Below are 25,887 nucleotides of genomic sequence, written 5' to 3'. Positions count from 1 at the left end.
TATAAAGTAAAACATGACGCAAAAACGCCGCCTGCTGCTGTCCGCGCTCGCACTGACGATGGTGGCGGGGCCGGCCCTGGCGGAGGAAACCGCCGACCAGGTCGACTTCTTCCGCGCCGCCCAGATCGACGACGACCGCACCGTGCGCGCCGTGCTGGCGCGCGGCCTGGACCCGAATGTCCACGAGCCGGAGCGCGGCGAAACCGGGCTGATCGTCGCCATGCGGCACGAATCCCCCCGTGTTTTCAAGCTCTTGCTGGCCCATCCTAAAGTAAAGCTCGAAGAGCAATCGGCGAACGGCAGCACCGCGCTGATGATGGCCGCCTTCAAGCGCAACAAGCCGGCGGTGCAGGAACTGATCGCCAAGGGGGCCCAGGTCAACCGCAAAGGCTGGACGCCGCTGCATTTCGCCGCCGCCGCGAACGACCTGGAGATCATGAACATCCTGCTCGAGCGCCACGCCTACATCGACGCCGGCTCGCCCAGCGGGCTCACGCCGCTGATGCTGGCCGCTCGCGAAGGCCTGGAGGACGCCGTCAAGCTGCTGCTGGAACAGGGCGCGGACGCCACGCTGAAGGACGGCGCATACAAGGTCGACGCGGCCGAATTCGCGCGGCGCGCCGACAAGCCGTGGATCGTCAAGATCATCCAGACCCACCTCGCTTCCAAGAAACCCCGTTAAATCCCCGAATTGAGCCGTTTTCCCCTCTGAGCTTGCCGTTTGCGCGGGCCCGGGGCGCCCGCACAATGGCAACGTTGCGCTAACAAGGGAAAACCATGCTGAACGAACGCGAAATCGAAAGCTGCTACCTGGGACAGTTCATCCCGGTGCACTACCATCACAACATGCTGATGGACCAGAACCGTATGCACAGTTTCAAGGCGGCCATCCACTATGCGGTCAAGCCCGGCATGAAAGTGCTGGAACTGGGCGGCGGCACGGGCGTGCTGAGCTATTTCGCCGCGGCCAAGGCCAGCAAGGTCTACTGCGTTGAATTCAATCCGGACATGGTCAAGGAAGCGCGCAAGTTCCTGGCCATCAACCAGAACGGGGAAAAGGTCGAAGTGATCCACGCCGACGCCTTCGAATACATGCCGCCGGAGCCGGTGGATGTCGTGATCTGCGAAATGATCCACGTCGCCATGCTGCGGGAAAAGCAGGTCGAAGTGATCGAATCGTTCAAGCGCCGCTACCTGGAACGTTTCGGCGGCCCGCTGCCCGTGTTCCTGCCGGAAGCGGTCATCATGGCCGCGCAGCCGCTGCAGCAGGAATACGACTTCGAAGGCTTCCACGCGCCCATCGTCCAATTCCAGGAAACCCAGGTCATCCACTCCGGCACGGTCGAGATGGCGCAGCCGGCGGTGTACAGCGTGATCGACTTCACCCAGCCCAACGAGCTGCAATACAAATGGGAAGGCAAGTTCGTGGCCGAGCGGTCCGGCTGCGTGAACGCGATGCGCTTCGTGACGAAAAACATCCTCGCCGTCGTGGCCGAGCGCAACAGCACCATCGACTGGCTCAACCACTACATGACGCTACCGCTGGGCACCCCCGTTCAAGTCAAGGCCGGCGACATCCTCGAAGTCAGCTTCCAGTACCGAGCGGGCGGCAGCATCCCCTCGCTGCAAGCCTCGCTGCGCGCCGACGTCGTCTACGAAGCCGCCCTCCACCCCACCCACCGCCTCCCCGCCTACGCTTGACAAAACAACATCGGTGTCAGGCGCGACATTCGGACACGGCCCCATCCGTCTCCGCGTTGGCGGCGGCCTACGGCCGAGTTCGTGTCCGAATGTCGCGCCTGACACCGATGTGTTGGCGGAAACTGTTGGGGAGGGCGTATACTTGGGGTTTTGAACTGATGAGTATCGCCATGGAACAGGAAGACCGCCGCTATATCGTGCAACAGAAGAAGATCGCCGCGGGGGATGAGAAGCCGCCCGTGTTCGCGAAGGTGATGCGCAGCAAGGAGGGGGCGTTCGAGGGCGTGTCCTTCATTAAGTCGAAGGAGAAGGCGACCATCATGACGGTCGCCGAGGCGGATCAGGCCATCGCCTGGGCGCTGAAGAAGAAGCCGAACGCAAAAGAGTACGAGACCAAGATCATTTGCGTCGGCCAGTAAGACCCGCCTTATGCCGCGCGCTTGTCCAGCAGGCGGGCGCGCGCGCCGTTGTATTCCGCCGTTAGGCGGCCGACCAGCTCGGCCACGGTCGGCGCGTCCTCCATCAAGCCCACGCCCTGGCCCGCGCCCCAGATGTCGCGCCAGGCCTTGGCCTTGCTGGAGCTGCCGGAACCGAAGTCCATCGCCGTCTTGTCGGCCTGCGGCAGCGCGTCCGGGTCCAGCCCGGCCGCCACGATCGATTTCTTCAGGTAGTTGCCGTGCACGCCGGTGAACAGATTGGTGTAGACGATGTCCGCCGCCGTCGATTCGATGATGGCTTGGCGGTAGTCGTCGTCCACGTTCGATTCCTGCGTGGCCAGCCAGCGCGAGCCGATGTAGGCGAAGTCGGCGCCCATGGCTTGCGCGGCCAGGATGGCGTCGCCGGTGGCGATGGAGCCGGACAGGGCGATCGGGCCCTTGAAGAATTTGCGCACTTCGCCCACCAGCGCGAACGGGGACAGGGTGCCCGCGTGGCCGCCGGCGCCGCTGGCAACCAGGATCAGCCCGTCCACGCCCGCTTCCAGCGCCTTTTGCGCGTGCCGGATCGAGACCACGTCGTGCAGCACGATGCCGCCGTAGCTGTGGATGGCGTCCAGCATTTCCTTCGGCGGCGCGCGCAGCGAGGAAATGATGATGGGGATCTGGTGCTTGACGCATACTTCCACATCGTGCGCCAGCCGGGTGTTGGATTGGTGCACGATCTGGTTGACGGCGATGGGGCCGACGATGGCGTCCGGATTGGCTTCCTTGTACGCGGCCAGTTCGGCTTTCAGCTCGGTCAGCCAGGTGTCCAGCAGTTCGGCCGGACGGGCGTTCAGCGCCGGGAAGGAGCCGACGATGCCGGCCTTGCACTGCGCGGCGACCAGTTTCGGGCCGCTGGCGATGAACAGCGGCGAGCCGATGACGGGCAGGGCCAGATTGCGCAATACCTCGGGGATGTGGTTCGATGTCATGTGAGCTCCTTGATTTAAGCCTGGGTTGTCTGAAGTCTGATACGATGTTATCAGAAAAAACGTTGTTTTTTCCAGTGATTTTTAATGGAATCCCATGAACGCAACAAAAGCAAAGACCGTCGATTTCAAACAGGAGCAGGAGGATTTGCGCGGCGCGCTGCGCCAGGGCATGCTCGAGGCCGCCAGCCGCCTATTGGTGGAGGAGGGGCCGGCGGCGCTGACCGTGCGCAGGGTGGCCGAGGCGGTCAATTGCTCGACCACGCTGCTGTATTCGATTTTCGGGGGCAAGGACGGCTTGTCGAACGCGCTGTACCTGGAGGGATGCGCCCGCCTGAAGCAGGATTTCGATCGCACCGAGCCGGAGCTGGCCAAGGTGGACGCGTTGCAGGGCGTGTGGATCTGCGCGCGCGCCTACCTGGATTACGCACGCCGTAATCCCAGCTATTACCTGGTGATGTTTGGCGACGCCATCGCCGGCTTCATTCCGCCGCTGGAGTCGCGCGTGGCGGCGTGGGAGACCTTCAAGCCGCTGAAGCGGCAGTTCGAGCGCTGCATGGAGGCGGGACTGCTGCCGCGGTCGAGCGCGTCCGCCGCGGCGCGGCTGCTGTGGGCGTCTCTGCACGGCATCGCCAGTCTGGAGCTGAAGGGGTATTACCTGAAGGAGGAGCATCCGGACGAGCTGTTCAAGGCGGCGGTGACGGCGATCCTGTTGTCGCTGAAGAATCCGGTCGCCTGAAAGCGGCCGTCGGCCTGCACCGGGGACAGACCCCCGCGCCACGCGTCTTCGCGAAGTGATGGGGCGCCGACCGCGGGTCTGTCCCCTGATTTTGCGTCAGGGTTGCGCCGTTCGCCCCCGTATTCGCGCAGCTGGTCGCGCCCAGCCGCAATTGATCGCACGGGAATTGCCTGGCCGGGCGCGGCGAACTACAGTACGCTTATCGATGTAGCACTTTTGCCTGGAGCGTATTATGCTGAGTTTCCTGTTTTGGCTGGTCCTGCTGTTCCTGTGTTGGCCGCTGGCCTTGCTGGCGCTCGTGCTGTATCCGCTGGTCTGGCTGATCTTGCTGCCGTTCCGGCTGATCGGCGTCGGCGTGGAGGCCGTGTTCGAGCTGCTGCGCGCCATCGTCATGCTGCCGGCCCGCGTGCTGCGCGGTTCGCCGGGCCGCTAGGCAACCAGCCTCAGAAATCCACCAGCACGCCGGCGCCTATCGACATCTGCGCGTAGTTGTAGTCGATCAGGCTCTGGCCGTAGCCGGAAAATCCCTGGACATAGCCCTTCAGGTTGTCCCGCAAGGGGAACGACCAGCCCAGCTGCAACGCACCGTGGTCGGTGTTCAGGTTGCGGCGCGCCATCAAGGAATACTCGTGCCCGGCGTTGCGGTAGGCCACGCGCAGCTCGCTGTGGCCCATGAACTGGTTGATGTCGATGTTGTCGTTGTCCGACTTGGCGTTGTCCAGCCGCTTCCACATCCGCAGCGTGGCGTTGAAATGCCCGAACTCGCCGCCGATCTCGCCATACACCCGGTTCCAGCTGCGCGACAAGGTCGAGGTCTGCCCGTTCGACTGGTGCACCAGCCCGAAGTTCACGTACCGTAGCCGCGCCTCGCCCACGCCCACCAGCAGCGGCGACGAGAAGATCAGCTCGGGCTGGTAATTGGTTTCGCGGAAGGGGCTGGAGGCGGACCGGTTGTAGGCCTGCCAGAAGCTGCGCTGTGTGTAGGCGAACCACAAGTCGAACGGTGTGTTGGCGATCTCCTCCATCATCTTCATCTTGAAACTGAGCTGGTAGCTCAGCTCCACGCGCTGCGACTTCAGCCCGGCCGGCGTGGTGTCGCGGAAAGGGCTGTCGTTGGTGCTGTTGCTGTAGTTGGCCAGCAGCAGGTAGGTGTCGTGGTGCGGACGGAAGGAGAACACGCCGCGCTTGGACGGCTGGTCCAGTTCCCAGCGCTGCACCATGCGCGACAGTTCCTTCTCGGGCTCGGCCTCCTTCACGGCCTCCATCGCGGTGGGCGCCGCCTCCGCCCTGGCGGCGGCGACCGCCGAACCGATCACGGCGGCCGCCGGCTGGCTGCCGGGCGCGGCGTGCGCCGGCGGCGGGGTGGAGGCCAGCGGGGCCTTTTTCGCCAGCGCGTCGTAGCAGGCCAGGCGCGCGCTGGCGTCGCCCAGGGCGGCACAACGCTCCAGCAGCGTCTCGATTTCGGACGGCGTCTGCGCCTGCGCCGCGTAGGGCAGCAGGGCGGCGAGGAGGAACGTCGATGCGCGTGGTCTCATAATGGCTGATTGATAGTGTTGGTTGGTTCGCAGTATATTGTTTCGAGGAAAATAGGGCGCACGGCTGGGCGTGAAATACCCGGCGGTCCGCCATACGTGTGTACTCCGTTGCTGTTAGAATCAACGACGACCCCGCCGCCGGGTTCTCGTTCAAAGGAGATTGTGATGACCCGCAAGACACCTATCGAGCGTTACCGAAACATCGGCATCAGCGCCCACATCGATGCCGGCAAAACCACCACGACCGAGCGCATCCTGTTCTACACGGGTGTCAATCACAAGATCGGCGAGGTGCACAACGGCGCGGCCACCATGGACTGGATGGAGCAGGAGCAGGAGCGCGGCATCACGATCACGTCCGCCGCGACCACCGCCTTCTGGAAGGGCATGGCGGGCAATTTCCCCGAGCACCGCATCAACATCATCGACACGCCCGGCCACGTGGACTTCACCATCGAGGTGGAGCGCTCCATGCGCGTGCTGGACGGCGCCGTGATGGTGTACGACTCGGTGGGCGGCGTGCAGCCGCAGTCCGAGACCGTCTGGCGCCAGGCCAATAAATACCATGTGCCGCGCATTGCGTTCATCAACAAGATGGATCGCGTCGGCGCGGACTTCTTCCGCGTGCAGCAGCAGATCAAGGACCGCTTGAAGGGCACGGCCGTGCCCATCCAGATTCCGCTGGGCGCCGAGGACGACTTCCACGGCGTGGTGGACCTGGTGAAGATGCGCGCCATTAACTGGGACGACGCCAGCCTGGGCGTGAAGTTCAGCTACGAGGACATCCCCGCGCACCTGCGGGACCTGGCGCAGAAGTGGCGCGACCACATGGTGGAGGCCGCCGCCGAGGGCTCGCCCGAGCTGCTGGACAAGTACCTGAACGGCGAGGCGCTGAGCGAGGAAGAGATCAAGCAGGGCCTGCGCGCGCGCACCATCCGCAACGAGATCGTGCCGATGCTGGCCGGCAGCGCCTTCAAGAACCGCGGCGTGCAGGCCATGCTGGACGCGGTGATCGAGTATCTGCCGTCGCCGCTGGACGTGCCCGCCATCGCCGGCCATGACGAGGACGACAATCCGATCGAGCGCCATCCGAACGACACGGACCCGTTCGCCGCGCTGGCGTTCAAGATCATGACGGACCCCTTCGTGGGCCAGCTGACCTTTTTCCGCGTCTATTCCGGTGTGGTCAATTCGGGCGACACGGTCTACAACCCGACCAAGAGCCAGAAGGAGCGCCTGGGCCGCATCCTGCAGATGCACGCCAACGAGCGCAAGGAGATCAAGGAGGTGTACGCGGGCGACATCGCCGCCGCCGTGGGGCTGAAAGGCGTCACCACCGGCGACACGCTGAGCTCGCCGGACCACATCATCGTGCTGGAGAAGATGATCTTCCCGGAACCGGTGATTTCGCAGGCGGTGGAGCCGAAGACCAAGGTGGACCAGGAGAAGATGGGCATCGCCCTGAACCGCCTGGCGCAGGAGGACCCGTCCTTCCGCGTGCGCACGGACGAGGAATCGGGCCAGACCATCATGTCCGGCATGGGCGAGCTGCACCTGGAGATCCTGGTGGACCGCATGCGGCGCGAGTTCGGCGTCGAGGCGACGGTGGGCAAGCCGCAGGTGGCCTACCGCGAGACCATCACGCGCAAGGCGACGGACGTCGAAGGCAAGTTCGTCAAACAGTCGGGCGGACGGGGCCAGTACGGCCACGCGGTGCTGACGGTGGAGCCGGCCGAGGCGGGCAAGGGCTACGAGTTCGTGGACGCCATCAAGGGCGGCGTGATTCCGCGCGAGTTCATCCCTGCGGTGGACAAGGGCATACAGGAGACGCTGCAGTCGGGCGTGTTGGCGGGGTATCCGGTGGTGGACGTGAAGGTGACTTTGACCTTCGGTTCCTACCATGACGTGGACTCGAACGAGAACGCGTTCCGCATGGCCGGTTCGATGGCGTTCAAGGACGCGATGCGCAAGGCGTCCCCGGTGCTGCTGGAACCGATGATGTTCGTGGAGGTGGAGACGCCGGAGGAGTTCATGGGCAACGCCATGGGCGACCTGACGGCGCGGCGCGGCATGGTGCAGGGCATGGACGAGATTCCGGGCGGCGGCGGCAAGATCATCCGCGCGCTGGTGCCGCTGGCGGAGATGTTCGGGTATTCGACCACCCTGCGTTCGCTGACGCAGGGCAGGGCGACGTACACGATGGAGTTCAAGCACTACGCCGAGGTGCCCAAGCATATCCTGGAGCAGATCGCGGTGTCGTCGAAGGGGCGGGGGCATTAGGCGTTGGCCTTCGCCACTGCCGCGGATTCGGTACCTGGCTCGCGCAAAACGCGAACCAGGCACTTGACGCGCCGGTGGTGCTCTGGCTGGAATGCTGACGCCGCCGAGTGCCAGGTCCGCGGGGTTTAGCGGGCCTGGTACGTTCGCCACTGGCGCGGATTCGGTACCTGGCTCGCACAAAACGCGAACCAGGCACTTGACGCGGCGGTGGCCTTTCAGCGGCTTAGCAGGGCGGCGAAGTCGGCGGCGGGGATGGGGCGGCTGTACAGGTAGCCTTGCCCTTGCTCGCAGCGCAACAGCTTCAGCAGCTTGGCTTCCTCTTCCGTCTCTATGCCCTCGGCCACCACCTTCAAGTCCAGGTTGTGCGCCAGCGAGACGATGGTGCTGATCAACCCCATGTAGCCGGCGTCGTGCGCCATCTTCATCACGAAGGAGCGGTCTATCTTCAGCACGTCCACCGGCAGCGTCACCAGGTAGGCCAGCGACGAGTACCCGGTGCCGAAATCGTCTATCGCGATCGGCACGCCCAGGCTGCGCAGACGGGTGAGTATCTCCACCACCCGCGCGTGGTCCGCCACCAGGCTGCTTTCCGTGATCTCGATGGACAGCGGCCGCAGGGCCGGGTCGGCCATGCGCAGCACCCGCTCGATGTCGCCGATCAGGCTGTCGCAGCGGAATTGCGCGGGCGCCACGTTGACGGCGATCTGCGGCGGTTTCAGCCCCGCCTCGTGCCACTCGCGCCAGTCGCGCATGGCTTGCTCCATCACCTGCCGGCCCGCCGCGATCACCAAGCCGCTGCGCTCCAGCACCGGCACGAACTCGGCCGGCGACACGATGCCGCGCACCGGATGGTTCCACCGCACCAGCGCCTCGGCGCCCGCAAGCTTTCCGGTCTTCATGTCGATCTTGGGCTGGTAGTAGTTGACGAACTCGCGCCGCACGATGGCGTCGCGCAGTTCGGACTCCAGGCTCAGTTCGCGCGCCAGGGCCTGGTCGGCGTGGCGGTCGTAGAAGCCGAAGCGTTCTTCCTTGGCGCGCGCGCTCGCCAGCGCGTCCCAGGCCTTCACCAGCAGCGCGTCGGCCGAGGTGCCGTCCTCCGGCAACGCCGCCGCGCCCGCGTTGATGGTGCACCAGATCCGGTGGTCGTCCACGTGATACGAGCCCTGCAGCAGCGGCACGATGGTGTCGCGGACGTAGGCCAGCGGCGAGACGCCCTCGTCGGCGCCCAGGAACAGCGCGAAGCGGCCGATGCCGATGTGGGACAGCACCATGCGCGACGCCACTTCCATGTTCAGCCGCTGCGCGATGGCGCGCATCAGGCCGATGGCGGCGCCGTTGCCGTAGGCGGAGCTGATTTCGTCGAAGCGGTTGATGTTGATGAGCAGCACCGTGCCGCGCGCCTCGGCCGCCGCCAGCGCGGCGATCTGTTCCTCGAAGTGCACGCGGCTGGGCAGCCCGGTGAGCGGATTGGTGCGGGCCAGCCGGTACAGTTCGGCGGTGTTGACCAGCCGCTCGATGCCGAAGCCGAGCTCGGTGCCGATCTCGCCCGCGCGTTCCTGGTAGAAGGCGTCGAACAGCTCGTCCTGCGGCGTGTACAGCGACAGCACGCCCCAGGGCTTGTTGTTGGCGAACAGCGGGATCGCCATGCAGGACGCGATGCCGCGCCGCTGGCAGCCCTGGTTCAGCGTGTTGGAGAACTGCATTTTGCCGGTGCGCAGCGCGATCGACGCCAGCTCGGGCGAAAACCAGTCCGCCTCCTGCGCGTCGTCGCCGATCTCCCAGTTGCGCTCCGCGCCGTCGCGCTCCACCGACGTGAACATGCGCAGCCGGCTGCCCACGTCCTCGCAGCGGCAGATGTCGGCGATCCGCACGCCCGGCTGGCTGGCCGTGACGCGGCAGGTTTCCAGGCACAGGGCCTCCAGCGTCCTGGCGCGCGACACCACCGCCGTCAGGCGCGACAGCAGCACATAGAAGCTGTCGTGCCGCACCAGCGCGCGCTCCTTTTCCACCTCGTTGGTCATCTCGATGGCGGAGCCGCCCAGGAAGACCTCGCCGCCCACGTCCAGCGGGAAACGGTGCACCAGCCAATGGCGCTGGCCGTCGTCGGTCGTCTCCAGCGTCTTCACCACCTGCTTGTCGCGCAGCACGCGTCGGTCGTGCCCGGCCAGCGTGTGCTGCACGTCCGGCGGCCAGAAGTCCGTGTCGTGCTTGCCCTCGATGCCGGGTTGCTCGACGCCGAAGTAGTTGAGCAGGGCCTGGTTGCCCATCACGTAGCGGCCCTGCGCGTCCTTGACCCACAGCGGCGACGGCGAGTGCTCGGCGAAGCCGGCGAAGAAGCCCTCGGCGCGCGCCAGCTTGTGGCGCAGCTCGTCCTGTTCGGCCCGCAGCCGCGCCAGCGCGGCCAAGGCCTGTTGCCGCTCCTCGCCGTCGCGCGCTCCTTCGCCGATGTAGGCCTCCAATCGCGCGAAGTCGCTGGCGGGATCGCTGGGCGGGGAAAGTTCGGGAGGAAGCTTGGCGCTGGAATTCATGATCAACTTGTCAACTAAGTCCCCACATCATCGCATGAAGGGGGGAGTGGGGCCATGCTACTTATGGATGGAAATTTCAGTCAAAAACCTTCAGTTTGAGCTGCACCGACACGGCGCCATACAGCCGGTCCTTGTAGCCGGGGATGATGGCGATGTTGGCGCCCACGCGCTTGTATTCGAAGCTCATGGTGGGGATCACGGCGGGGAACCAGCCGCCGTTGCGCGCCCTGGGGTAGCCGTCGAAGGCGCCGAGCACGGCGCCGAGACGCACTGGGCCGACCGCGAAGGGCTGGTAGTACACGCCGGCGTAGTTCGAATACTCGCGGTCGCTATTATAGAAGCGTCCGGCTGTGACCGACGCCACCGTGGAAAAGCGGTACTCGCCGCCCAGGCCGGGGTTGCTGTCGTTGAGGTCGCGGTCGCGCTTGAAGTGGTAGGAATAGAAGCCGGGATTGATCCACAGTTCGGCCAGGGGCTTGTTGTCCAGGGTTTGGAACCAGTCGCCGCTGTCGGCGGCGGCGTATGCGGGCAGGGCGACAAGCGCGGCGGCGGCGAGGCGGGCCGCTGTCAGCGTAAGGTGGCGGGTCATGACGATCCTTCATGGTTGCGGGGCTGGCAGTGTTGGCATTATAGCCAACTGAGCAGTGGAGGCGGGGCGCTTCGGGCGCGGATTTGGTACCTGGCTCGCACAAAACGCGAACCAGGCACTTGTGGCGGCGGTGGTCTGCCGGCGTACCGCGGGCGTCGCCGAGTGCCTGGTCCGCGGGTGTTCGCGGGCCTGGTACGTTCGCCACGGGCGCGGATTCGGTACCTGGCTCGCACAAGACGCGAACCAGGCACTTGTGGTGGCGGTGGCCTGCCGGCGTACCGCGGGCGTTGCCGAGTGCCTGGTCCGCGGGTGTTCGCGGGCCTGGTACGTTCGCCACGGGCGCGGATTCGGTACCTGGCTCGCACAGGACGCGAACCAGGCACTTGTGGCGGCGGTGGTTTGCCGGCGTACGGCGGGCGTCGCCGAGTGCCTGGTCCGCGGGTGTTCGCGGGCCTGGTACGTTCGCCACGGACGCCAACTTGATCAGGACAATTCGCTTCGCCGGTAGCATATTCCCGGGCCGATATTCTCTCGAACTGTCACATTGTTGTAACCAGGAGGCACACATTGCGCTGCCTTAATAATATTCTTTTAGGCACATTTTTCGATGCTATATTGCATCTCGAAGGCTGCCTGTTCCGCGCAAGCCACCCGTCTCCCAGCTCCTGCATTAGTCCGATTTTGTCCGGCCTGCGCCGCCGCGCGCAGCCGCTGTTGGCCCGCGTTCGCTTGTCGCAGTCCTGACTCATACGGAGGTTTTTCATGATGCGTTTCCTGAACCGCTTGCTCCTGTGGCGCAAGTTCGCCATTCTCGCCGTGATGGGCTTTGTCCTGGTCAGTGTGCCGTCCTATCTGTACGTGCGCGACTCTTACAAGACACTGGACGCGGCGCGAACCGAAACGCGCGGCACGGTGCCGGCCAAGGCGCTGCTCCGGGCGCTGCAATTGACCCAGCAAAGCCGCGGCTTGTCCGCGCTGGTGCTCGGCGGACGCAAGGAGAAGGCCAACGAGCTGCGCATGAAGCAGCAGGAGGTCGAGCGCGGCTACCGCAACGTCGGCCGGCTGCTGACGGAACGTGTCAACGATCCCGCCGTGCTGGCGGCGTGGAGCGAGGCGCAGGCGCAATGGAAATCCCTGGCGGCGGACGTGGCCGGCGCGCGCGTCGCCGGCAAGGCCAGCACCGAACAGCACACCGCGCTGATCGCCAAGCTGCTGACGGTGCTGGACCTGGTGGCGGATCACTTCCTGCTGACCCTGGACCCGGACGTCGACAGCTATTACCTGATCTTCGGCGCGCTATACCACCTGCCGGCGCTGACGGAGGACCTGGGCCGCTTGCGCGCGCGCGGCACCAATATGCTGACGCAGTCGAAGGTCACCATGGAGGAGCGCGGCGCCCTGTCCGCGCTGCTGGAAAAGGCCAACGAGCACCACGCCGCGATGAACACGGCCTTCACCAAGGCGGGCGCGTCCAATCCGGAACTGCGCGACAAGCTCAGCCGCATCGTGGAGGAGAGCCTGGGCGAGGCGCAACAGGCGATGAACCTGGCGGACACCCACTTGATCCATGCCGACCGCGTCGATTTCCCGGCCACCGAATACGTCAGCCAGTTCACCCGGGCCATCGACAACCAGTTCAAGCTGCTGGACCTGGCCATGACCGAACTGGACGGCCTGCTGCTGGCCCGCGCCGATCGGCTGACCCGCGCCGTCTACACGCTGCTGGGATCGGTGGCGGCGATTTCGCTGCTGGCCGGATGGATAGGCGTGCTGATCACCGTCTCGATCACCAGGCCGCTGCGGGAAACGGTGGACGCCTCGCACGCCATCGCGCGCGGCGACCTGGGCGTGCACATCGCCTGCGACCGCGGCGACGAGATCGGCCAGGTGCAGCAGGCCATCGCCCACATGACCGACAAGCTGCGCGACAGCCTGTCCGACGTGGGACGGGTGATGGGCGCGATGGCGTCCGGCGACTTGAGCCAGAAGATCGAGCGCGAGTACGAGGGCGCCTTCGCGGAGCTGAAGGACCACACCAACAACACGGTGGGCAAGCTGAGCCAGGTGGTGGCCGACGTGAACGTCGCCGCCCAGGCGATCGCGGCGGCGTCCGGCCAGGTCAGCCAGACGGCCATGTCGCTGTCGCAGGCGGCCACCGAGCAGGCGGCCAGCGTGGAGCAGACCAGCGCCTCGCTGGAGCAGATGACCGCGTCCATCGTGCAGAACACGGAGAACGCCAGGGTGACGGACGGCATGGCCAGCAGCGCCTCGCACGAGGCCAGCGAGGGCGGCGAGGCGGTGCAGGTGACGGTGACGGCCATGAACCAGATCGCCAGCCAGGTCGGCATCATCGACGACATCGCCTACCAGACCAACCTGCTGGCGCTGAACGCCGCCATCGAGGCGGCGCGGGCCGGCGACCAGGGCAAGGGTTTCGCCGTGGTGGCGACGCAGGTGCGCAAGCTGGCCGAGCGCAGCCAGCTTGCCGCGCAGGAGATCGGCGTGGTCGCGCGCGGCAGCGTGGTGCTGGCGGAGAAGGCGGGCAAGCTGCTGGACCAGATGGTTCCCAAGAGCAAGCGGACCTCGGACCTGGTGCAGGAAATCGCCGCCGCGTCGGAGGAGCAATCGCTGGGCGTGGGGCAGATCAACAGCGCGGTCAGCCAGCTGAACATCACCACCCAGCAGAACGCCGCCAGCTCGGAGGAACTGGCCGCGACCGCGCAGGAGATGAATACCCAGGCCGAGCAGTTGCGCAAGGCCATGGCCTTCTTCAACGGCGTCCGCGCCAAGGTGATGGCGCCGCGGGCCGAACCGGCGCCCGCCAAAGCGGCCGAGTTCACGCCGATCAAGCTGGTGCGGCTGAACCAGCACGCCGACGAGATGAGCGAATTGGAGGAGGCGAGTTTCGTGGCCTATTGATCGCGGCGGCGTAAAACCGGGGACAGACCCTAGCGCCATACGCCTTCGCAAATGCACGGGACTGTGGTCGCGGGTCTGTCCCCAGTGTGGCGGCTCGGGTCTTACGCCCAGCCCAGCGTCTTGACCGCCAGCCCGAGCACGGCGCTGGCGGCGATCACCTTCATCACGTTCACCTGGTAGCGCAGCAGCGCGACCGCCGCAGCCAGCGCGATCAGCGCCGACATCCATTCGAAGGTCCCGCCGAAGCCCTTCGGCCACAGCACGTGGTATCCCAAGAACAGCGCCAGGTTCAATATCACGCCCACCACGGCCGCGGTGATCGCGGTCAGCGGCGCGGTGAACTTGATGTCGCCATGGGTGGACTCGACCAGCGGTCCGCCGGCCAGGATGAACAGGAACGAGGGCAGGAAGGTGAACCAGGTGACCAGGCAGGCCGCCATGGCGCCGGCCAGGAAGAGCGCATCCGGCCCCAGCACCGCCTTGGCGTAGGCGCCGACGAAGGCCACGAAGGCCACCACCATGATCAGCGGACCGGGCGTGGTTTCGCCCAGCGCCAGCCCGTCTATCATCTGCGTCGGTGTCAGCCACGCGAAATGCGAGACCGCGCCCTGGTAGACGTAGGGCAGCACCGCGTAGGCGCCGCCGAAGGTCAGCATGGCGGCCTTGGTGAAGAACCAGCTCATCTGCGCAAAGGTATGGTCCCAGCCGTAGAGCAGCGCCAGCGCGCCCATGGGAATCAGCCACAGCAGGGCGCCGGCGGCCGCCACGCGGGCCAGCCGGCTCCAGCGGAACCTGGCGTGCTCGGGCGTCGGCGTGTGGTCGTCGATCAAGGCCGGGCCGTAACCCTTGGCCGCCTTGCCGTGCCCGCCACCGACGGCGAACCGGTCCGGGGCCACGCGGCCGCCGATGTAGCCGATGGCGGCGGCGCCCAGCACGATCAGAGGGAACGGCAGGTTCAGCGCGAAGATGGCCGTGAAGGAAGCGCCGGCGATGGCCCACAGCCAGCCGTTTTTCAAGGCGCGCGAGCCGATGCGGTGGCTGGCCTGCAGCACGATGGCCGTCACGGCGGGTTTGATGCCGTAAAACAGGCCGGCGATCAGCGGCACGTCGCCAAACGCGATGTACAGCCAGGACAGCAGGATCAGTATCAGCAGCGACGGCAGCACGAACAGCGCGCCGGCCGCGACGCCGCCAGCCGTGCGGTGCATCAGCCAGCCGATGTAGGTGGCCAGCTGCTGCGCCTCCGGCCCCGGCAGCACCATGCAATAGTTCAGCGCGTGCAGGAAGCGGCGCTCGGAGATCCAGCGGCGGTTCTCCACCAGCTCCTGGTGCATGATGGCGATCTGCCCGGCGGGGCCGCCGAAGCTGATGAAACCGAGCTTGAGCCAGAAGGCGAAGGCTTGCCAGAAGCCGACGGCGGCGGGTGTTTCGGTATGGTCCGCTTGGCGCGGCAGGGGCGAGGTCATATCCTTCCTTTGCGTTGGGGCGCTAATGCCGCGCATAGTGTAGCGGCATTGGCGCCCCAGGCACAGGCCCGGCGCGCAGACTGGCCCTTAGAAGCGGTGGCGCAGGCCCAGGTTGAAGGCGCTGTTGCCGCTGCCGGCCTCGGTGGCGTTGCCGGAGGTGTAGGCCGCGCCGTTGTCGTTGTCGATGCGGCCGTAAGCCGTGTAGACGCTGGTGCGCTTGGAGAGGTCGTAGGTGTAGCCGACGCCGAGCTGGCTCGCGTTCTTGCCGGCCGGCAGGCGGTCGTCGCGGCGGACGTAGGAGGCCAGGATGGTGCCGGAGCCCATGCGCACCGACACGCCCAGCATGCCGTCGCGGGCGTCCAGCGTGGTCACGCCGAGGGTGCGCGTCCTGCTGGCCGACAGCACGCCATGCAGCCTGAAACCGCCGAAGTCGTAGATCACGCCCAGCAGCGCGTTGCGGGCGGCGCCGGTGTGGGCCGGGTTGTTCGTGCTCTGCCAGGCCAGCCGCGTCCACAGCGGTCCGCCCGCGTAGCCGATCGAGGCGCCCAGGTAGCGCCCGGCGCCGGTGTCGCCGGCCACCTCGCCGAAGCCATAGGCCAGGTTGGCGGACACGCCGCCGATGACGGGCGTGCTGAACATGATGTCGTTGTTGACCCGCGCCACGTAGCCGGCCGCCAGCACGTTTTGCATCCTGCCGGCGAAGCCGTTGTAGAAGGGATCGGTGGTCGCGACCACGTCGTCGACGGGCGTGTACTGGCGGCCGAGGCGGATGCCGCCGTACTTCGAGCTCAGGCCCACGTAGGCCTGGCGCCCGAACAGCAGGCCGCCCTGGGCCGCCGCGCCGGTGCTCATGTCCATGCCGTTTTCCAGCACGAACTGCGCCGACAGACCGTCGCCCAGGTCCTCCGTGCCCTTGAAGCCGATCCGCGAGCCGTTGGCGATGCCGCTGGTGATCTTCGTGACCGAACCGGCGGCGCCGCCGCGCTCGGCGGTCAGGCCCACGTCGGCCACGCCGTACATGGTGACGTTGCTTTGGGCCATGGCGGTGCCGCTCAGCCCGCCAAACATGGCGAGCATCCCTAGTGTCGTTTTCATTTTTTTGTGTCCCCAGATGGTTTTTATGAATTCGCCTTGGCGCCGCTTTCGGCGTTCAGGCGTTTGCAGTTTCGTGCAAAATCATATAACCGGCAATTTGCAGTTTCGCAATTTGCAATAACCACTGGTTATCTCATCGCAAGGGGTCGGGCAGGGCCAGCGAGCGAAGCGTGGCCAGGAAGTGCTGCAGTTTGGGGTCGGGCAGGTATTCGCGCCGCGTGATGATGCCGAAGGGTTCGAGCTGGAACTTGATGCGCGCCGGCAGAATGCACAGCGTACCGGCCGTGGTGTAGTCGGTGGCGATGGCCGACGGCAGGATCGCCACCCGCGACGACGATTGCAGCAGGGCGGCGATCAGCAGCGTGGAGTTGGTTTCGACCACGTCCCTGGGGCTGCTGGCCCCCGCGTCGAAGAAGGCGCGCTCGAGCAACTGGCGCATCGGCGTGCTCAGCGGCTGCAGCACCCAGGGCTGCTCGCTCAGCTCGGCCAGGCCGACGCGGCGCTCGGTCGCCAGCGGATGGTCGCGGCCGGCCACCACGGACAGGTTCTCGTTGTCCAGCACCTCGAAGTGCAATTGCTCCAGTTTGGCGTGGTCGGTCATGCGGCCGATCACCAGGTCCAGCTTGCCCTGTTCCAGCAATTGGATCAGCGCGTCGCTGGTGTCGACCTGCACATTGATCTTCAGACCGGGATATTGTCTCTTTGTGGCAACAATGGTGTCGGCCAGCAAGCCGGGCACCGGCGTCGGTATCGAGCCCAGCGAAATGGTGCCGATGCTGCCCTCGGCCTGCGCCGCCAGGTTTTCCCGGAACTTGCTCAGGTCCGCGATCATGCGGTTGGCGTACAGCACCGCCGATTCGCCGAACACGGTCGGCTGCATGCCCTTGGGCAGGCGGTCGAACAGGCGCACGCCCAGCGTTTCCTCGATCTCGTGCAGCATCTTGGTGGCCGCGGGCTGGGAAAGGTGCATGAATTCGGCCACCTTGCGCAGCGAGCGCAGCTCGTCGATGGCGCTGAGCAGCAGCAATTGCTTCAGCCTGAGCCGGTTTTGCATTTGCTGGAGGGAGGGGATGACGGGCCGGTCGGAGCTCATATCGGGATGCGATTAACCAAAGGTTATCAAGAATTCAGAAACCCTGATTAGACAGTTAATTTGCCGCGAAGTAAAGTTTGTCTCAGAGGGCGGACAACGCGGCCCTTGAAAATAAGCACTCAATATTCCTACAGGAGACAAGCAATGAACATTTCCGCAACCATGCGTGCGGCGGGCCGCCGCGCCGCGCTGGGCGTCGCCACCCTGGCCGTGGCGCTGGCCGCGACCATCCCCGCCGCGTCCGCCGCCTCGGTGGACGAGATCGTCAAACGCGGTTCGGTCCGGATCGGCGTGCTGTCCGGCGTGCCCATCTACGGCACGGTGGACGAGGCCGGCAATCCGGCCGGCTACGACATCGACGTCGCCCGCACCCTGGCCGGCTACATGGGCGTGAAGGTGGAACTGGTGCCGCTGACGCCGCCGGCCCGCATCCCGGCCCTGCAGGCGGGCAAGGTCGACTTCCTGGTGGCCACGCTGGCCGCCACGCCGGAGCGCGCCAAGGCCGTCATGTTTACCGCGCCCTACAGCGCCTTCCAGATGGTGATCTTCGCGAACAAGAGCGCGCCGCTGGCCACGCTGGCCGACCTGAACGGCAAGCGCATCGGCGTCAACCGCGGCTCCAGCCAGGAGACCGCGCTGGCCCGCGCCAACGTGCCCGGCCTGCAGATCGTGCGCTACCAGGACGATTCCACCGTGGTGCAGGCGCTGATCGCGCACCAGGTGGACGCCGCCGCGCTGCCCGACGGCGTCGCCAAGGACGTGATGAAGCAGCAGGCCAACGCGAACCTGGCGATCAAGTTCGGCTTCTTCAACCAGCCCAACGCCATGGCGGTGCGGCTGGAGGAGACCGAGATGCGCGACTGGCTCAACAAGTCCATCGTCAAGATGACCGGCAGCGGCGAGTTGAACAAGATCTCGCTGAAATGGACCGGCAACCCCTTGCCCGACCTCGCCAAGCCCTGAGTCCCGCCTTCAGAGAACAACCATGGCTTATCAATTTCAGTTCGCGCCGGTGTGGGAGCACGCCGGCCTGCTGCTCGAGGGGGCGCAGATGACGGTGGCGCTGTCGGCTGCGTCCATCGTGTTCGGCACCGCCATCGGCATCGCCACCGCCGCCGTGCGCTCGCTGTACAAGGGCTGGCCGGGCAAGGCGCTGGACGCCTACGTCGAGGTGGTCCGCAACACGCCGTTCCTGGTGCAGATCTTCATCTTCTACTTCGGCCTGCCGGCCATCGGCGTGCAGGTCTCGGCCACCCAGGCCGCGCTGATCGGCATGGTGATCAACCTGGGCGCCTACGCCGCCGAGATCCTGCGCGCCGGCATCGAGTCCATCCACCGCTCGCAGATCGAGGCGGGCCTGTCGCTGGGCATGACGCGGCTGCAGATCTTCCGCCACGTGGTGCTCAAGCCGGCGGCGGCCAAGGTGTATCCGGCGTTGTGCAGCCAGTTCGTGCTGATGATGCTGGCCTCCAGCGTGACCTCGGCCATCTCGACGCAGGAGCTGTCGTCGCTGGCGGCCCAGATCGACACGCTGACCTTCCGCAGCATCGAGGTGTATAGCGTGGTGACGCTGTGCTACCTGGCGCTGGCGCTGCTGTTCAAGGCGGCCCTGGCGCTGATCGGACAGGCCCTGTTCGCCCGCCGCGGCGCCGCGCTCCGTCCAGCGGCCCCGGCGGCCCCGGCCCCGATGGCTGCCCAGGCCAGCGAGGTGGCGCCATGAGCTGGACCACCGCTCCCTTCTTCATGCAGGCGCTGTGCTGGACCGTCCTGCTGGCCACGATCGCCTGTGTCTTCGGCGGCGTCCTCGGCTTGGGCGTGGCGCTGGCTCGGGTGGCGCGCGCCGGCTGGCTGCGCGCCGCGGCCTCCGCCTACATCCAGCTGGTGCAGGGCACGCCGGTGCTGATGCTGCTGTTCCTGTCGTATTACGGCCTGAGCCTGTTCGGCTACGACATGCCGCCCCTGGTCGCGGCCTGCGTGTCGATGACGGTGTACGCCAGCGGCTACCTGGGCGACATCTGGCGCGGCGCCATCCAGGCGGTGCCCAGGCAGCAGTGGGAGGCGGCCGAAAGCCTGGCCATGACCCGCCGCCAGCAGTACCAGTACGTGATCCTGCCGCAGGCGGTGCGCATCTCGCTGCCGCCGACCGTGGGCTTCATGGTGCAGGTGGTGAAGAACTCCTCGATCGCCTCGCTGATCGGCGTGGTCGAGCTGGCCAAGGCGGGACAGTTGATCAACAACCTGACGTTCCAGCCCTTCCAGGTGTTTTTCCTGGTGGCCACCCTGTACTTCTGCATCTGCTACCCGCTTTCATATTGCAGCCGCCGGCTGGAAAGGAAATCCCATGTCTGAAATCATGGTGAAAGAGATATTCAAGAGCTTCGGCGCCATGCCGGTGCTGAAGGGCACCTCGCTGACGGTGGAGCGCGGCCAGGTGGTGGCGCTGATCGGCCGCAGCGGCTCCGGCAAGAGCACCATGCTGCGTTGCATCAACGGCTTGGAAACCATCGACAGCGGCAGCATCCGCGTCGCCGGCCACGAACTGGACGGCAATCCGAAGAAGCTGCGGGCCTTGCGCACCGACGTGGGCATCGTGTTCCAGAGCTACAACCTGTTCCCGCACCTGACGGTGGGCCAGAACATCATGCTGGCGCCGACCATCGTCCGCAAACGCGGCGCGGACGAGGCCCGCAAGGCCGCCGTCGAGGCGCTGCAGCTGGTCGGCCTGGGCGAGAAGTTCGACGCCTACCCGGACATGCTGTCCGGCGGCCAGCAGCAGCGGGTGGCCATCGCCCGTTCGCTGGCCATGCAGCCCAAGGTCATGCTGTTCGACGAGGTGACCTCGGCGCTGGACCCGGAACTGACGCAGGAGGTGCTGAGCGTGATGGAGACGCTGGCGCGCAAGGGCATGACCATGGTGCTGGTGACGCACGAGATGGGCTTCGCCCGCCGCGTGGCCGACATCACGGTGTTCATGCACCAGGGCAAGATTTGGGAAATGGGTCCATCGCAGGAATTGTTCGCCGATCCGAAGACGGCGGAAATGCGCCAGTTCCTCAGCGCGGACGTACATTAAGACTTTCAACGGAGTAAACATGAAACAACAAGAAATCCTGCTGCTGGTGGAAAAATGCGCCCACGCCTTCAGTTTTTACGACCTGCCCACGGGCGAACAGCTGAAAAGCATACGCCTGCCGGATTTTCCGCATGAGTTCGTGGTGGACTCGGCCGGGCGCTACGCCTACGTCGGCCACTACGGCATCGAAACCCAGGCCCACCGCGGCGAGGGCGGCTGCTCGGTGTTCGTCATCGACCTCAAGCTGCGGGAGCACGTGCGCACGCTGGACCTGTGGCCGTTCCGCCGCCCGCACGGCCTGGCCATCGACGCGCAGGACCGGCTGTACGTGCTGAGCGAGGGCAATTCGGCGCTGCTGGTGTTCGACCACCCCGAGCGCGACGACACGCCCACCCGCGCCATGCCGTCCGGCGGCTACAAGAGCCACCTGGTGGCGCTGCGCAGCGACGGCGAGCTGGCGTTCTCGCTCAACCTGCTGAGCAACACGGTGACCATGCTCAAGCCGCAGGACCCGACCCACACGCCGGTGGCCATCGTGCCGGGCGCGCGGCCGGAGGGCAACTGCTTCAGCGCGGACGAGCGCCTGCTGTACGTGGCCAACCGCGAGAGCGAGACCATCGTCGCCATCGACGTCGAGAGCCTGAAAGTGGTGGCCAGCGCCAAGACCGGCACCGACCCCACCCGCATCTACCGCGACCGCCGCAACCGCCTGCTGGTCACCAACTACGGCGACGACTACATGTCGGTCTACAGCGCGGACCTGGAGCCGCTGGGCAAGATACAGCTGCCCAGCCTGCCCATCGGCCTGAGCTTCCACCCGCAACGCGACGAGGCCTACATCTCGCTCAAGGACGACCGCATCGGCGTGCTGGACCTGGAAACGCTGGGCTTCACGCGTTACTTCAACACGCTGCGCGAACCGGACGTCTCGCATGTGCTGATCGCCTGACCCGGGACTAACAATGAACAGCTTGACAGTATGCGGAGCATCGCCGCGGGGGGAGGTGTTGCCTGTCGTCGTGGACGCCCACCACCACCTGTGGGATTTGAGCGCCGGCCGCTACCCCTGGCTGCAGGACGGCTACAACGCCGACACCTTCATGGGCGACTACACCGCGCTGGCGCGGGACTTCCAGCACGCCCACTACGCCGAGGCGCGGCGCGGCGTGCGGGTGAAGGCCACAGTGCACATCGAGGCCGAGCGGGCGCGCGACGAGCAACTGGCGGAAACCCGCTGGCTGCACCAGACGGCCGGCCTGTGGGGCTTTCCCAACGCGGTGGTGGCGCACGCCTGGCTGGACCGGCCGGACAGCGAGGACATGCTGCTGGCCCAGCTGGAATTCCCGCTGGTGCGCGGCATCCGCTGCAAGCCGGCCACCACCGGCCGGCCGGACCTGGCCCCGCCGGGCGGCCCCGGCAGCATGCGCGATCCGCGCTGGCAGGACGGGCTGGCGCTGCTGGACAAGCACGGCCTGTCGCTGGACCTGCGGGTGCCGTACTGGCACCTGGCCGAGGCGGCCGATGTGCTGGCCGGGTTTCCCGGGCTGCGGGTCGCGCTCAACCACGCCGGCCTGCCGTGGGACCGCAGCGAGGACGGCCTGGCGCATTGGCGGCGCGGCATGGCGGGGCTGGCGGCGCTGCCCAACGTGACGGTCAAGCTGTCCGAGTTCGGGGTACGCGGACGGCCCTGGGACTACGCCAGCAACGCCCGCGTGGTGGCCGATGTGCTGGCCATGTTCGGGCCGGGCCGCTGCATGTTCGGCAGCAACTTCCCGGTGGCCAGCCTGCGCATCGGCTACGCGCCCCTGGTGGGCAACCTGCGCCGCATGCTGGACGGGCTGGACGAGGGGCAGCGCGACGCCGTGTTCCACCGCAACGCCCTCGATTTTTACCGTATCGCACTTACTGAAAGCGCATTATGACCATCTCCAACTTTCAACCCGTGCCGGCGCCCGATTCGGGCGCCACGGCGGCGGAACATCTGCCCTTGCTGGCCGTGACGCTGGGCGACCCGGCCGGCATCGGCCCGGAACTGATCGCCCGCCTGCTGGCCGAGCCCGGCACGCTGGCGGCGGCACGCATCCTGCTGATCGCCGACCGCGCCGAGCTCGAACACGGCATGGCGCTGGCCGGCCGCAAGGTCGGCTTCAAGCTGGCGCCGTACCTGGACACATTGGACTTCTCCGAGGGGCTGCCGCTGCTGCACGACTTCCGCGGCGCCACGGCGGGCGGATTCGAGCGCCGCGTGGCGACCGAAAAGGGCGGCCGCTACAGCCTGGACACGCTGGACGTGGCGCTGGACCTGACCCGCCGCGGCGTCACCGACGCCATCCTGTTCGGTCCGCTGAACAAGAGCTCGCTGCACCTGGCCGGCATGGCCCACAGCGACGAGCTGCACTGGTTCGCCGAAAAGCTGGACTACCACGGCCCGTTCTGCGAGTTCAACGTGCTGGACCGCCTGTGGACCTCGCGCGTGACCTCGCACGTGGCCCTGAGCCGCGTGCCGTCGATGCTGAGCCAGGAGGGCGTGCTGGAGGCGATCGGCCTGATCGACGCCCAGCTGCGCCTGAGCGGCGTGGCCGAACCCCGCATCGCCGTGTGCGGCCTGAACCCGCACAACGGCGACAACGGCAGCTTCGGCCGCGAGGAGATCGACATCATCGCCCCGGCGGTGGAGCGCGCCCGCGCCGCCGGCATGCTGGTGCAAGGCCCGTTCCCGGCCGACACCATCTTTCTCAAGGTGCAGGGCGAGTGTCCCGAGTACGACGCGGTGGTCACCATGTACCACGACCAGGGCCAGATCGCCATCAAGCTGATGGGCTTCTCGCGCGGCGTGACGGTGCAGGGCGGCTTGCCGATCCCGATCACCACGCCGGCCCACGGCACCGCGTTCGACATCGCCGGCCAGGGTATCGCCAATCCCGGCGCCACCATCCAGGCCTTCCAGCTGGCCTGCCGCATGGGCGCGACGCGCCGCACGGCCCGGTAACAAAACCCGACAACATTGACCAAGGAGACCAACATGAAAATCACCCGAGTACGCACCCGCGTTTTTGAATGGAAGGGCAAGGTCGTGCCGCCCGCGCCGCACTTCTGCACCAACGCCAGCGACATCCTGTTCGAGCGCGGCGACGCCATGGCCTCGTTCCGCTTCCACGGCTGGCTGGTGGTCGAGATCGAGACCGACACCGGCCTGGTCGGCATCGGCAACTGCGCGCTGGCGCCGCACGTGGCGAAGAAGATCATCGACCAGCACCTGGCCCCCATCGTCATGGGCGAGGACCCGTTCGACAACGAGTACCTGTGGCAGAAGATGTACCGCCGCACCATGGCCTGGGGCCGCAAGGGCGTCGGCATGGCCGCCATCTCGGCGGTGGACATCGCGCTGTGGGACCTGATGGGCAAGGCCGTCAACCGCCCCGTGTTCAAGCTGCTGGGCGGCCGCACCAAGGAGAAGATCCCGTGCTACGCCTCCAAGCTGTACGCCACCGACGACATGGACGCCTTCCTCGGCGAGGCGCGCGGCTACCTGGAACAGGGCTTCACCAGCATGAAGATGCGCTTCGGCTACGGTCCCAAGGACGGCCCGGCGGGCATGCAGAAGAACATCGCCCAGGTGCGCGCGCTGCGCGAGCTGGTGGGCGACGGCGTCGACATCATGCTCGAGTGCTACATGGGCTGGACCTTGGAATACGCGCGCCGCATGATCCCGCGCCTGGCCGAGTTCAATCCGCGCTGGCTGGAGGAACCGGTGATCGCCGACGACATCGAGGGCTACGCCGAGCTCAAGAAAATGAGCCCCTTCCCCATCTCCGGCGGCGAGCACGAGTTCACCAGCTACGGTTTCAAGGACTTGCTGGAGCGGCGCGCCGTGGACGTGATCCAGTACGACACCAACCGCGTGGGCGGCATCACCGCCGCGCAGAAGATCAACGCGCTGGCCGAGGCCTGGAGCGTGCCGGTGATCCCGCACGCCGGCCAGATGCACAACTACCACCTGACCATGGCCTCCACCGCCAGCCCGATGGCCGAGTACTTCCCGGTGCACGACGTGGAGGTTGGTAACGAGCTGTTCTATTACGTGTTCCAGGGCGAGCCGCTGCCCGAGCGCGGCTTCCTGCAGCTGGACGACACGCTGCCGGGCCTGGGCCTGACGGTGTCGGACAAGCACCTGCACGACTTCAACATCATTGAATAGGGGGACGCCATGCGACTGATTCAATTCGAAACGACGGCGGGCGAGCGCAGGGTCGGCGTGGTGCGCGACAACGGCCTGGTGGCCGAGGTGGGCGGCGTGGCCAGCATGCACGAACTGGCCACGCGGGCCATCGCCGCCGGCCGCGGGCTGGCGGCCCAGGCCGAGTTCCAGGGCCACGGCGCGCTGCACGGCTACGCGGCCATGCTGGACGAGCTGCGCGTGCTGGCGCCGCTGGACCATCCGGACCCGGCCCACCTCTTGGTGACGGGAACCGGCCTGACCCACCTGGGCAGCGCCGCCACGCGCGACAAGATGCACCAGAAGGCGCAGCAGGACGAGACGGAGATGACCGATTCCATGCGCATCTTCAAATGGGGCGTGGACGGCGGCAAGCCGGCGCCGGGCAAGGCCGGCGTGCAGCCTGAGTGGTTCTACAAGGGCGACGGCGGCACCGTGGTGCGTCCCGGCCAGCCTTTCCCCGTGCCGGCCTTCGCCGAGGACGCCGGGGAGGAGCCGGAGATCGCCGGCCTGTACCTGATCGGCCAGGACGGCCAGCCCTACCGCCTGGGCTATGCGATCGGCAACGAGTTCTCCGACCATGTGACCGAGCGCAAGAACTATCTGTACCTGGCCCATTCCAAGCTGCGCTTCTGCAGCTACGGCCCGGAACTGCGCACCGGCGAGCTGCCGCGGCACGTGGCCGGCACCAGCCGACTGCGCCGCGAGGGCCGCGTGATCTGGCAGAAGGAGTTCGTGTCGGGCGAGAACAATATGTGCCACACGCTGGAAAACCTGGAGTACCACCACTTCAAGTATGCGCAATTCCTGCGCCCGGGCGACGTGCACGTGCACTTCTTCGGCACGGCCACGCTGTCCTTCGCCGACGGCGTGCAAACCCAGCAGGGCGACGAGTTCGAGATCGAGGCGGCCGATTTCGGCGCGCCGCTGATCAACGGCATCGCCCGCGGCCCGGCCGGCGCCGCGCCGGCCGCCGTGCGCCCGCTGTGATGGACGCCCGCTTCCAGCCGCCCGGCAAGGAGGCGGTCCGGGCCTGGCTGCGGCGCCAGGTGGGCGCCGCGCGTCTGCCCGACGCCGCCCAGATCCGGCGCGAACTCGGCTGGGAGCGGGCTCCAGCGCAGCAAGCCCGGCAAATGCCTGGGACCAAGCCGACCTGACACCCTGGCGTAGGGCGGAGTACGCGCGAAGCGGGTATTCCGCCGGATGCGCGCGGGCCTGCTCACATCCGGCGGAATAGCGCCATGG

23 protein-coding genes are annotated in these 25,887 nt (G+C 66.6%); 16 read left to right on the top strand and 7 right to left on the bottom strand.

The window, feature by feature from the left end:
• The first annotated feature begins 13 nt into the window (after positions 1-13).
• The 3 genes from BM436_RS29070 (at position 14) to BM436_RS29060 (ending at position 2,120) form a co-directional block, all read left to right on the top strand.
• Positions 14-682 carry an ankyrin repeat domain-containing protein gene (locus BM436_RS29070; RefSeq protein ID WP_093559372.1) on the top strand — a complete coding sequence of 223 codons (669 nt, stop codon included), beginning with the start codon at positions 14-16 and terminating at the stop codon, positions 680-682.
• A gap of 95 nt (positions 683-777) precedes the next feature.
• Entirely contained in the window at positions 778-1,701 is a 924-nt protein-coding gene (locus BM436_RS29065) for a class I SAM-dependent methyltransferase (protein ID WP_093559370.1), read from the top strand.
• 170 nt (positions 1,702-1,871) lie between these two features.
• Positions 1,872-2,120, top strand: coding sequence for a hypothetical protein (locus BM436_RS29060; RefSeq protein WP_093559437.1), 249 nt, complete (start codon positions 1,872-1,874; stop codon positions 2,118-2,120).
• A gap of 8 nt (positions 2,121-2,128) precedes the next feature.
• On the opposite strand, the gene BM436_RS29055 is transcribed toward BM436_RS29060, so the two are convergent.
• Positions 2,129-3,112 (bottom strand): NAD(P)H-dependent flavin oxidoreductase, encoded by a 984-nt coding sequence (locus BM436_RS29055; protein WP_093559369.1) that lies wholly within the window; start codon positions 3,110-3,112, stop codon positions 2,129-2,131.
• Positions 3,113-3,206: 94 nt separating this feature from the next.
• On the opposite strand from BM436_RS29055, the gene BM436_RS29050 reads away from it, so the two are divergent.
• Together BM436_RS29050 and BM436_RS29045 are read left to right on the top strand one after the other, a co-directional pair.
• A complete protein-coding gene (locus BM436_RS29050) occupies positions 3,207-3,848 on the top strand; it encodes a TetR/AcrR family transcriptional regulator (RefSeq protein ID WP_093559367.1) in 642 nt (213 codons plus the stop codon).
• A 232-nt stretch (positions 3,849-4,080) separates the two neighbouring features.
• Positions 4,081-4,281, top strand: a complete 201-nt coding sequence (locus tag BM436_RS29045) for a hypothetical protein (RefSeq protein ID WP_093559365.1) — start codon at positions 4,081-4,083, stop codon at positions 4,279-4,281.
• A gap of 10 nt (positions 4,282-4,291) precedes the next feature.
• Here BM436_RS29045 and BM436_RS29040 read toward each other — a convergent pair whose 3' ends face one another.
• Positions 4,292-5,383, bottom strand: a complete 1,092-nt coding sequence (locus BM436_RS29040) for a phospholipase A (RefSeq protein WP_093559363.1) — start codon at positions 5,381-5,383, stop codon at positions 4,292-4,294.
• A 165-nt stretch (positions 5,384-5,548) separates the two neighbouring features.
• Between BM436_RS29040 and fusA the strand changes: the two genes are divergently transcribed.
• A complete protein-coding gene (fusA, locus tag BM436_RS29035; protein ID WP_093559361.1) occupies positions 5,549-7,663 on the top strand; it encodes an elongation factor G in 2,115 nt (704 codons plus the stop codon).
• A gap of 215 nt (positions 7,664-7,878) precedes the next feature.
• Here the strand turns inward: fusA and BM436_RS29030 are convergent, their stop codons facing one another.
• Both BM436_RS29030 and BM436_RS29025 read right to left on the bottom strand, forming a co-directional pair.
• Entirely contained in the window at positions 7,879-10,191 is a 2,313-nt protein-coding gene (locus tag BM436_RS29030) for a bifunctional diguanylate cyclase/phosphodiesterase (protein WP_143133349.1), read from the bottom strand.
• 76 nt (positions 10,192-10,267) lie between these two features.
• Positions 10,268-10,780, bottom strand: coding sequence for a hypothetical protein (locus BM436_RS29025; protein WP_093559357.1), 513 nt, complete (start codon positions 10,778-10,780; stop codon positions 10,268-10,270).
• Between the two features lie 762 nt (positions 10,781-11,542).
• Here BM436_RS29025 and BM436_RS29020 point away from each other — a divergent pair.
• On the top strand, positions 11,543-13,699 hold the full coding sequence (locus BM436_RS29020) for a methyl-accepting chemotaxis protein (RefSeq protein ID WP_229490833.1): 2,157 nt from the start codon (positions 11,543-11,545) through the stop codon (positions 13,697-13,699).
• A gap of 101 nt (positions 13,700-13,800) precedes the next feature.
• On the opposite strand, the gene chrA is transcribed toward BM436_RS29020, so the two are convergent.
• The 3 genes from chrA to BM436_RS29005 form a co-directional block, all read right to left on the bottom strand.
• Complete coding sequence (chrA, locus tag BM436_RS29015) at positions 13,801-15,165, bottom strand: chromate efflux transporter (RefSeq protein WP_093559355.1); 1,365 nt, start codon at positions 15,163-15,165, stop codon at positions 13,801-13,803.
• Between the two features lie 87 nt (positions 15,166-15,252).
• Entirely contained in the window at positions 15,253-16,260 is a 1,008-nt protein-coding gene (locus BM436_RS29010; protein ID WP_093559353.1) for a porin, read from the bottom strand.
• 133 nt (positions 16,261-16,393) lie between these two features.
• On the bottom strand, positions 16,394-17,353 hold the full coding sequence (locus BM436_RS29005) for a LysR family transcriptional regulator (protein WP_093559352.1): 960 nt from the start codon (positions 17,351-17,353) through the stop codon (positions 16,394-16,396).
• A 144-nt stretch (positions 17,354-17,497) separates the two neighbouring features.
• Here BM436_RS29005 and BM436_RS29000 point away from each other — a divergent pair, with 144 nt between their 5' ends.
• The 9 genes from BM436_RS29000 to araD1 are packed head-to-tail and all read left to right on the top strand — an operon-like array spanning position 17,498 to position 25,632.
• The gene (locus tag BM436_RS29000) at positions 17,498-18,316 is read left to right on the top strand and encodes a transporter substrate-binding domain-containing protein (RefSeq protein WP_093559350.1); all 819 of its coding nucleotides are present in this window, start codon (positions 17,498-17,500) and stop codon (positions 18,314-18,316) included.
• A gap of 22 nt (positions 18,317-18,338) precedes the next feature.
• Positions 18,339-19,073, top strand: coding sequence for an amino acid ABC transporter permease (locus tag BM436_RS28995; protein WP_093559348.1), 735 nt, complete (start codon positions 18,339-18,341; stop codon positions 19,071-19,073).
• The gene (locus tag BM436_RS28990) at positions 19,070-19,702 is read left to right on the top strand and encodes an amino acid ABC transporter permease (protein ID WP_093559346.1); all 633 of its coding nucleotides are present in this window, start codon (positions 19,070-19,072) and stop codon (positions 19,700-19,702) included. Before BM436_RS28995 ends, BM436_RS28990 begins: the two co-directional genes overlap by 4 nt.
• Positions 19,695-20,426, top strand: a complete 732-nt coding sequence (locus BM436_RS28985) for an amino acid ABC transporter ATP-binding protein (RefSeq protein WP_093559344.1) — start codon at positions 19,695-19,697, stop codon at positions 20,424-20,426. The genes BM436_RS28990 and BM436_RS28985 overlap by 8 nt, the downstream gene beginning before the upstream one ends.
• 19 nt (positions 20,427-20,445) lie before the next feature.
• Entirely contained in the window at positions 20,446-21,375 is a 930-nt protein-coding gene (locus tag BM436_RS28980; protein ID WP_093559342.1) for a YncE family protein, read from the top strand.
• Between the two features lie 55 nt (positions 21,376-21,430).
• Positions 21,431-22,348: an amidohydrolase family protein gene (locus BM436_RS28975; protein WP_307666411.1), complete on the top strand. Its 918-nt coding sequence runs from the start codon at positions 21,431-21,433 to the stop codon at positions 22,346-22,348.
• On the top strand, positions 22,345-23,415 hold the full coding sequence (locus BM436_RS28970; protein WP_093559338.1) for a 4-hydroxythreonine-4-phosphate dehydrogenase PdxA: 1,071 nt from the start codon (positions 22,345-22,347) through the stop codon (positions 23,413-23,415). Before BM436_RS28975 ends, BM436_RS28970 begins: the two co-directional genes overlap by 4 nt.
• A gap of 33 nt (positions 23,416-23,448) precedes the next feature.
• On the top strand, positions 23,449-24,624 hold the full coding sequence (locus BM436_RS28965; RefSeq protein ID WP_093559336.1) for an L-rhamnonate dehydratase: 1,176 nt from the start codon (positions 23,449-23,451) through the stop codon (positions 24,622-24,624).
• 9 nt (positions 24,625-24,633) lie between these two features.
• On the top strand, positions 24,634-25,632 hold the full coding sequence (araD1, locus tag BM436_RS28960; protein WP_093559334.1) for an AraD1 family protein: 999 nt from the start codon (positions 24,634-24,636) through the stop codon (positions 25,630-25,632).
• Positions 25,633-25,887: the final 255 nt, after the last annotated feature.

Source organism: Pseudoduganella namucuonensis, from assembly GCF_900116645.1.
Classification (GTDB): domain Bacteria; phylum Pseudomonadota; class Gammaproteobacteria; order Burkholderiales; family Burkholderiaceae_D; genus Rugamonas; species Rugamonas namucuonensis.
The sequence above is the reverse complement of the archived record's forward strand: the minus strand, read 5'-3'. Positions and strand labels throughout refer to the sequence as shown.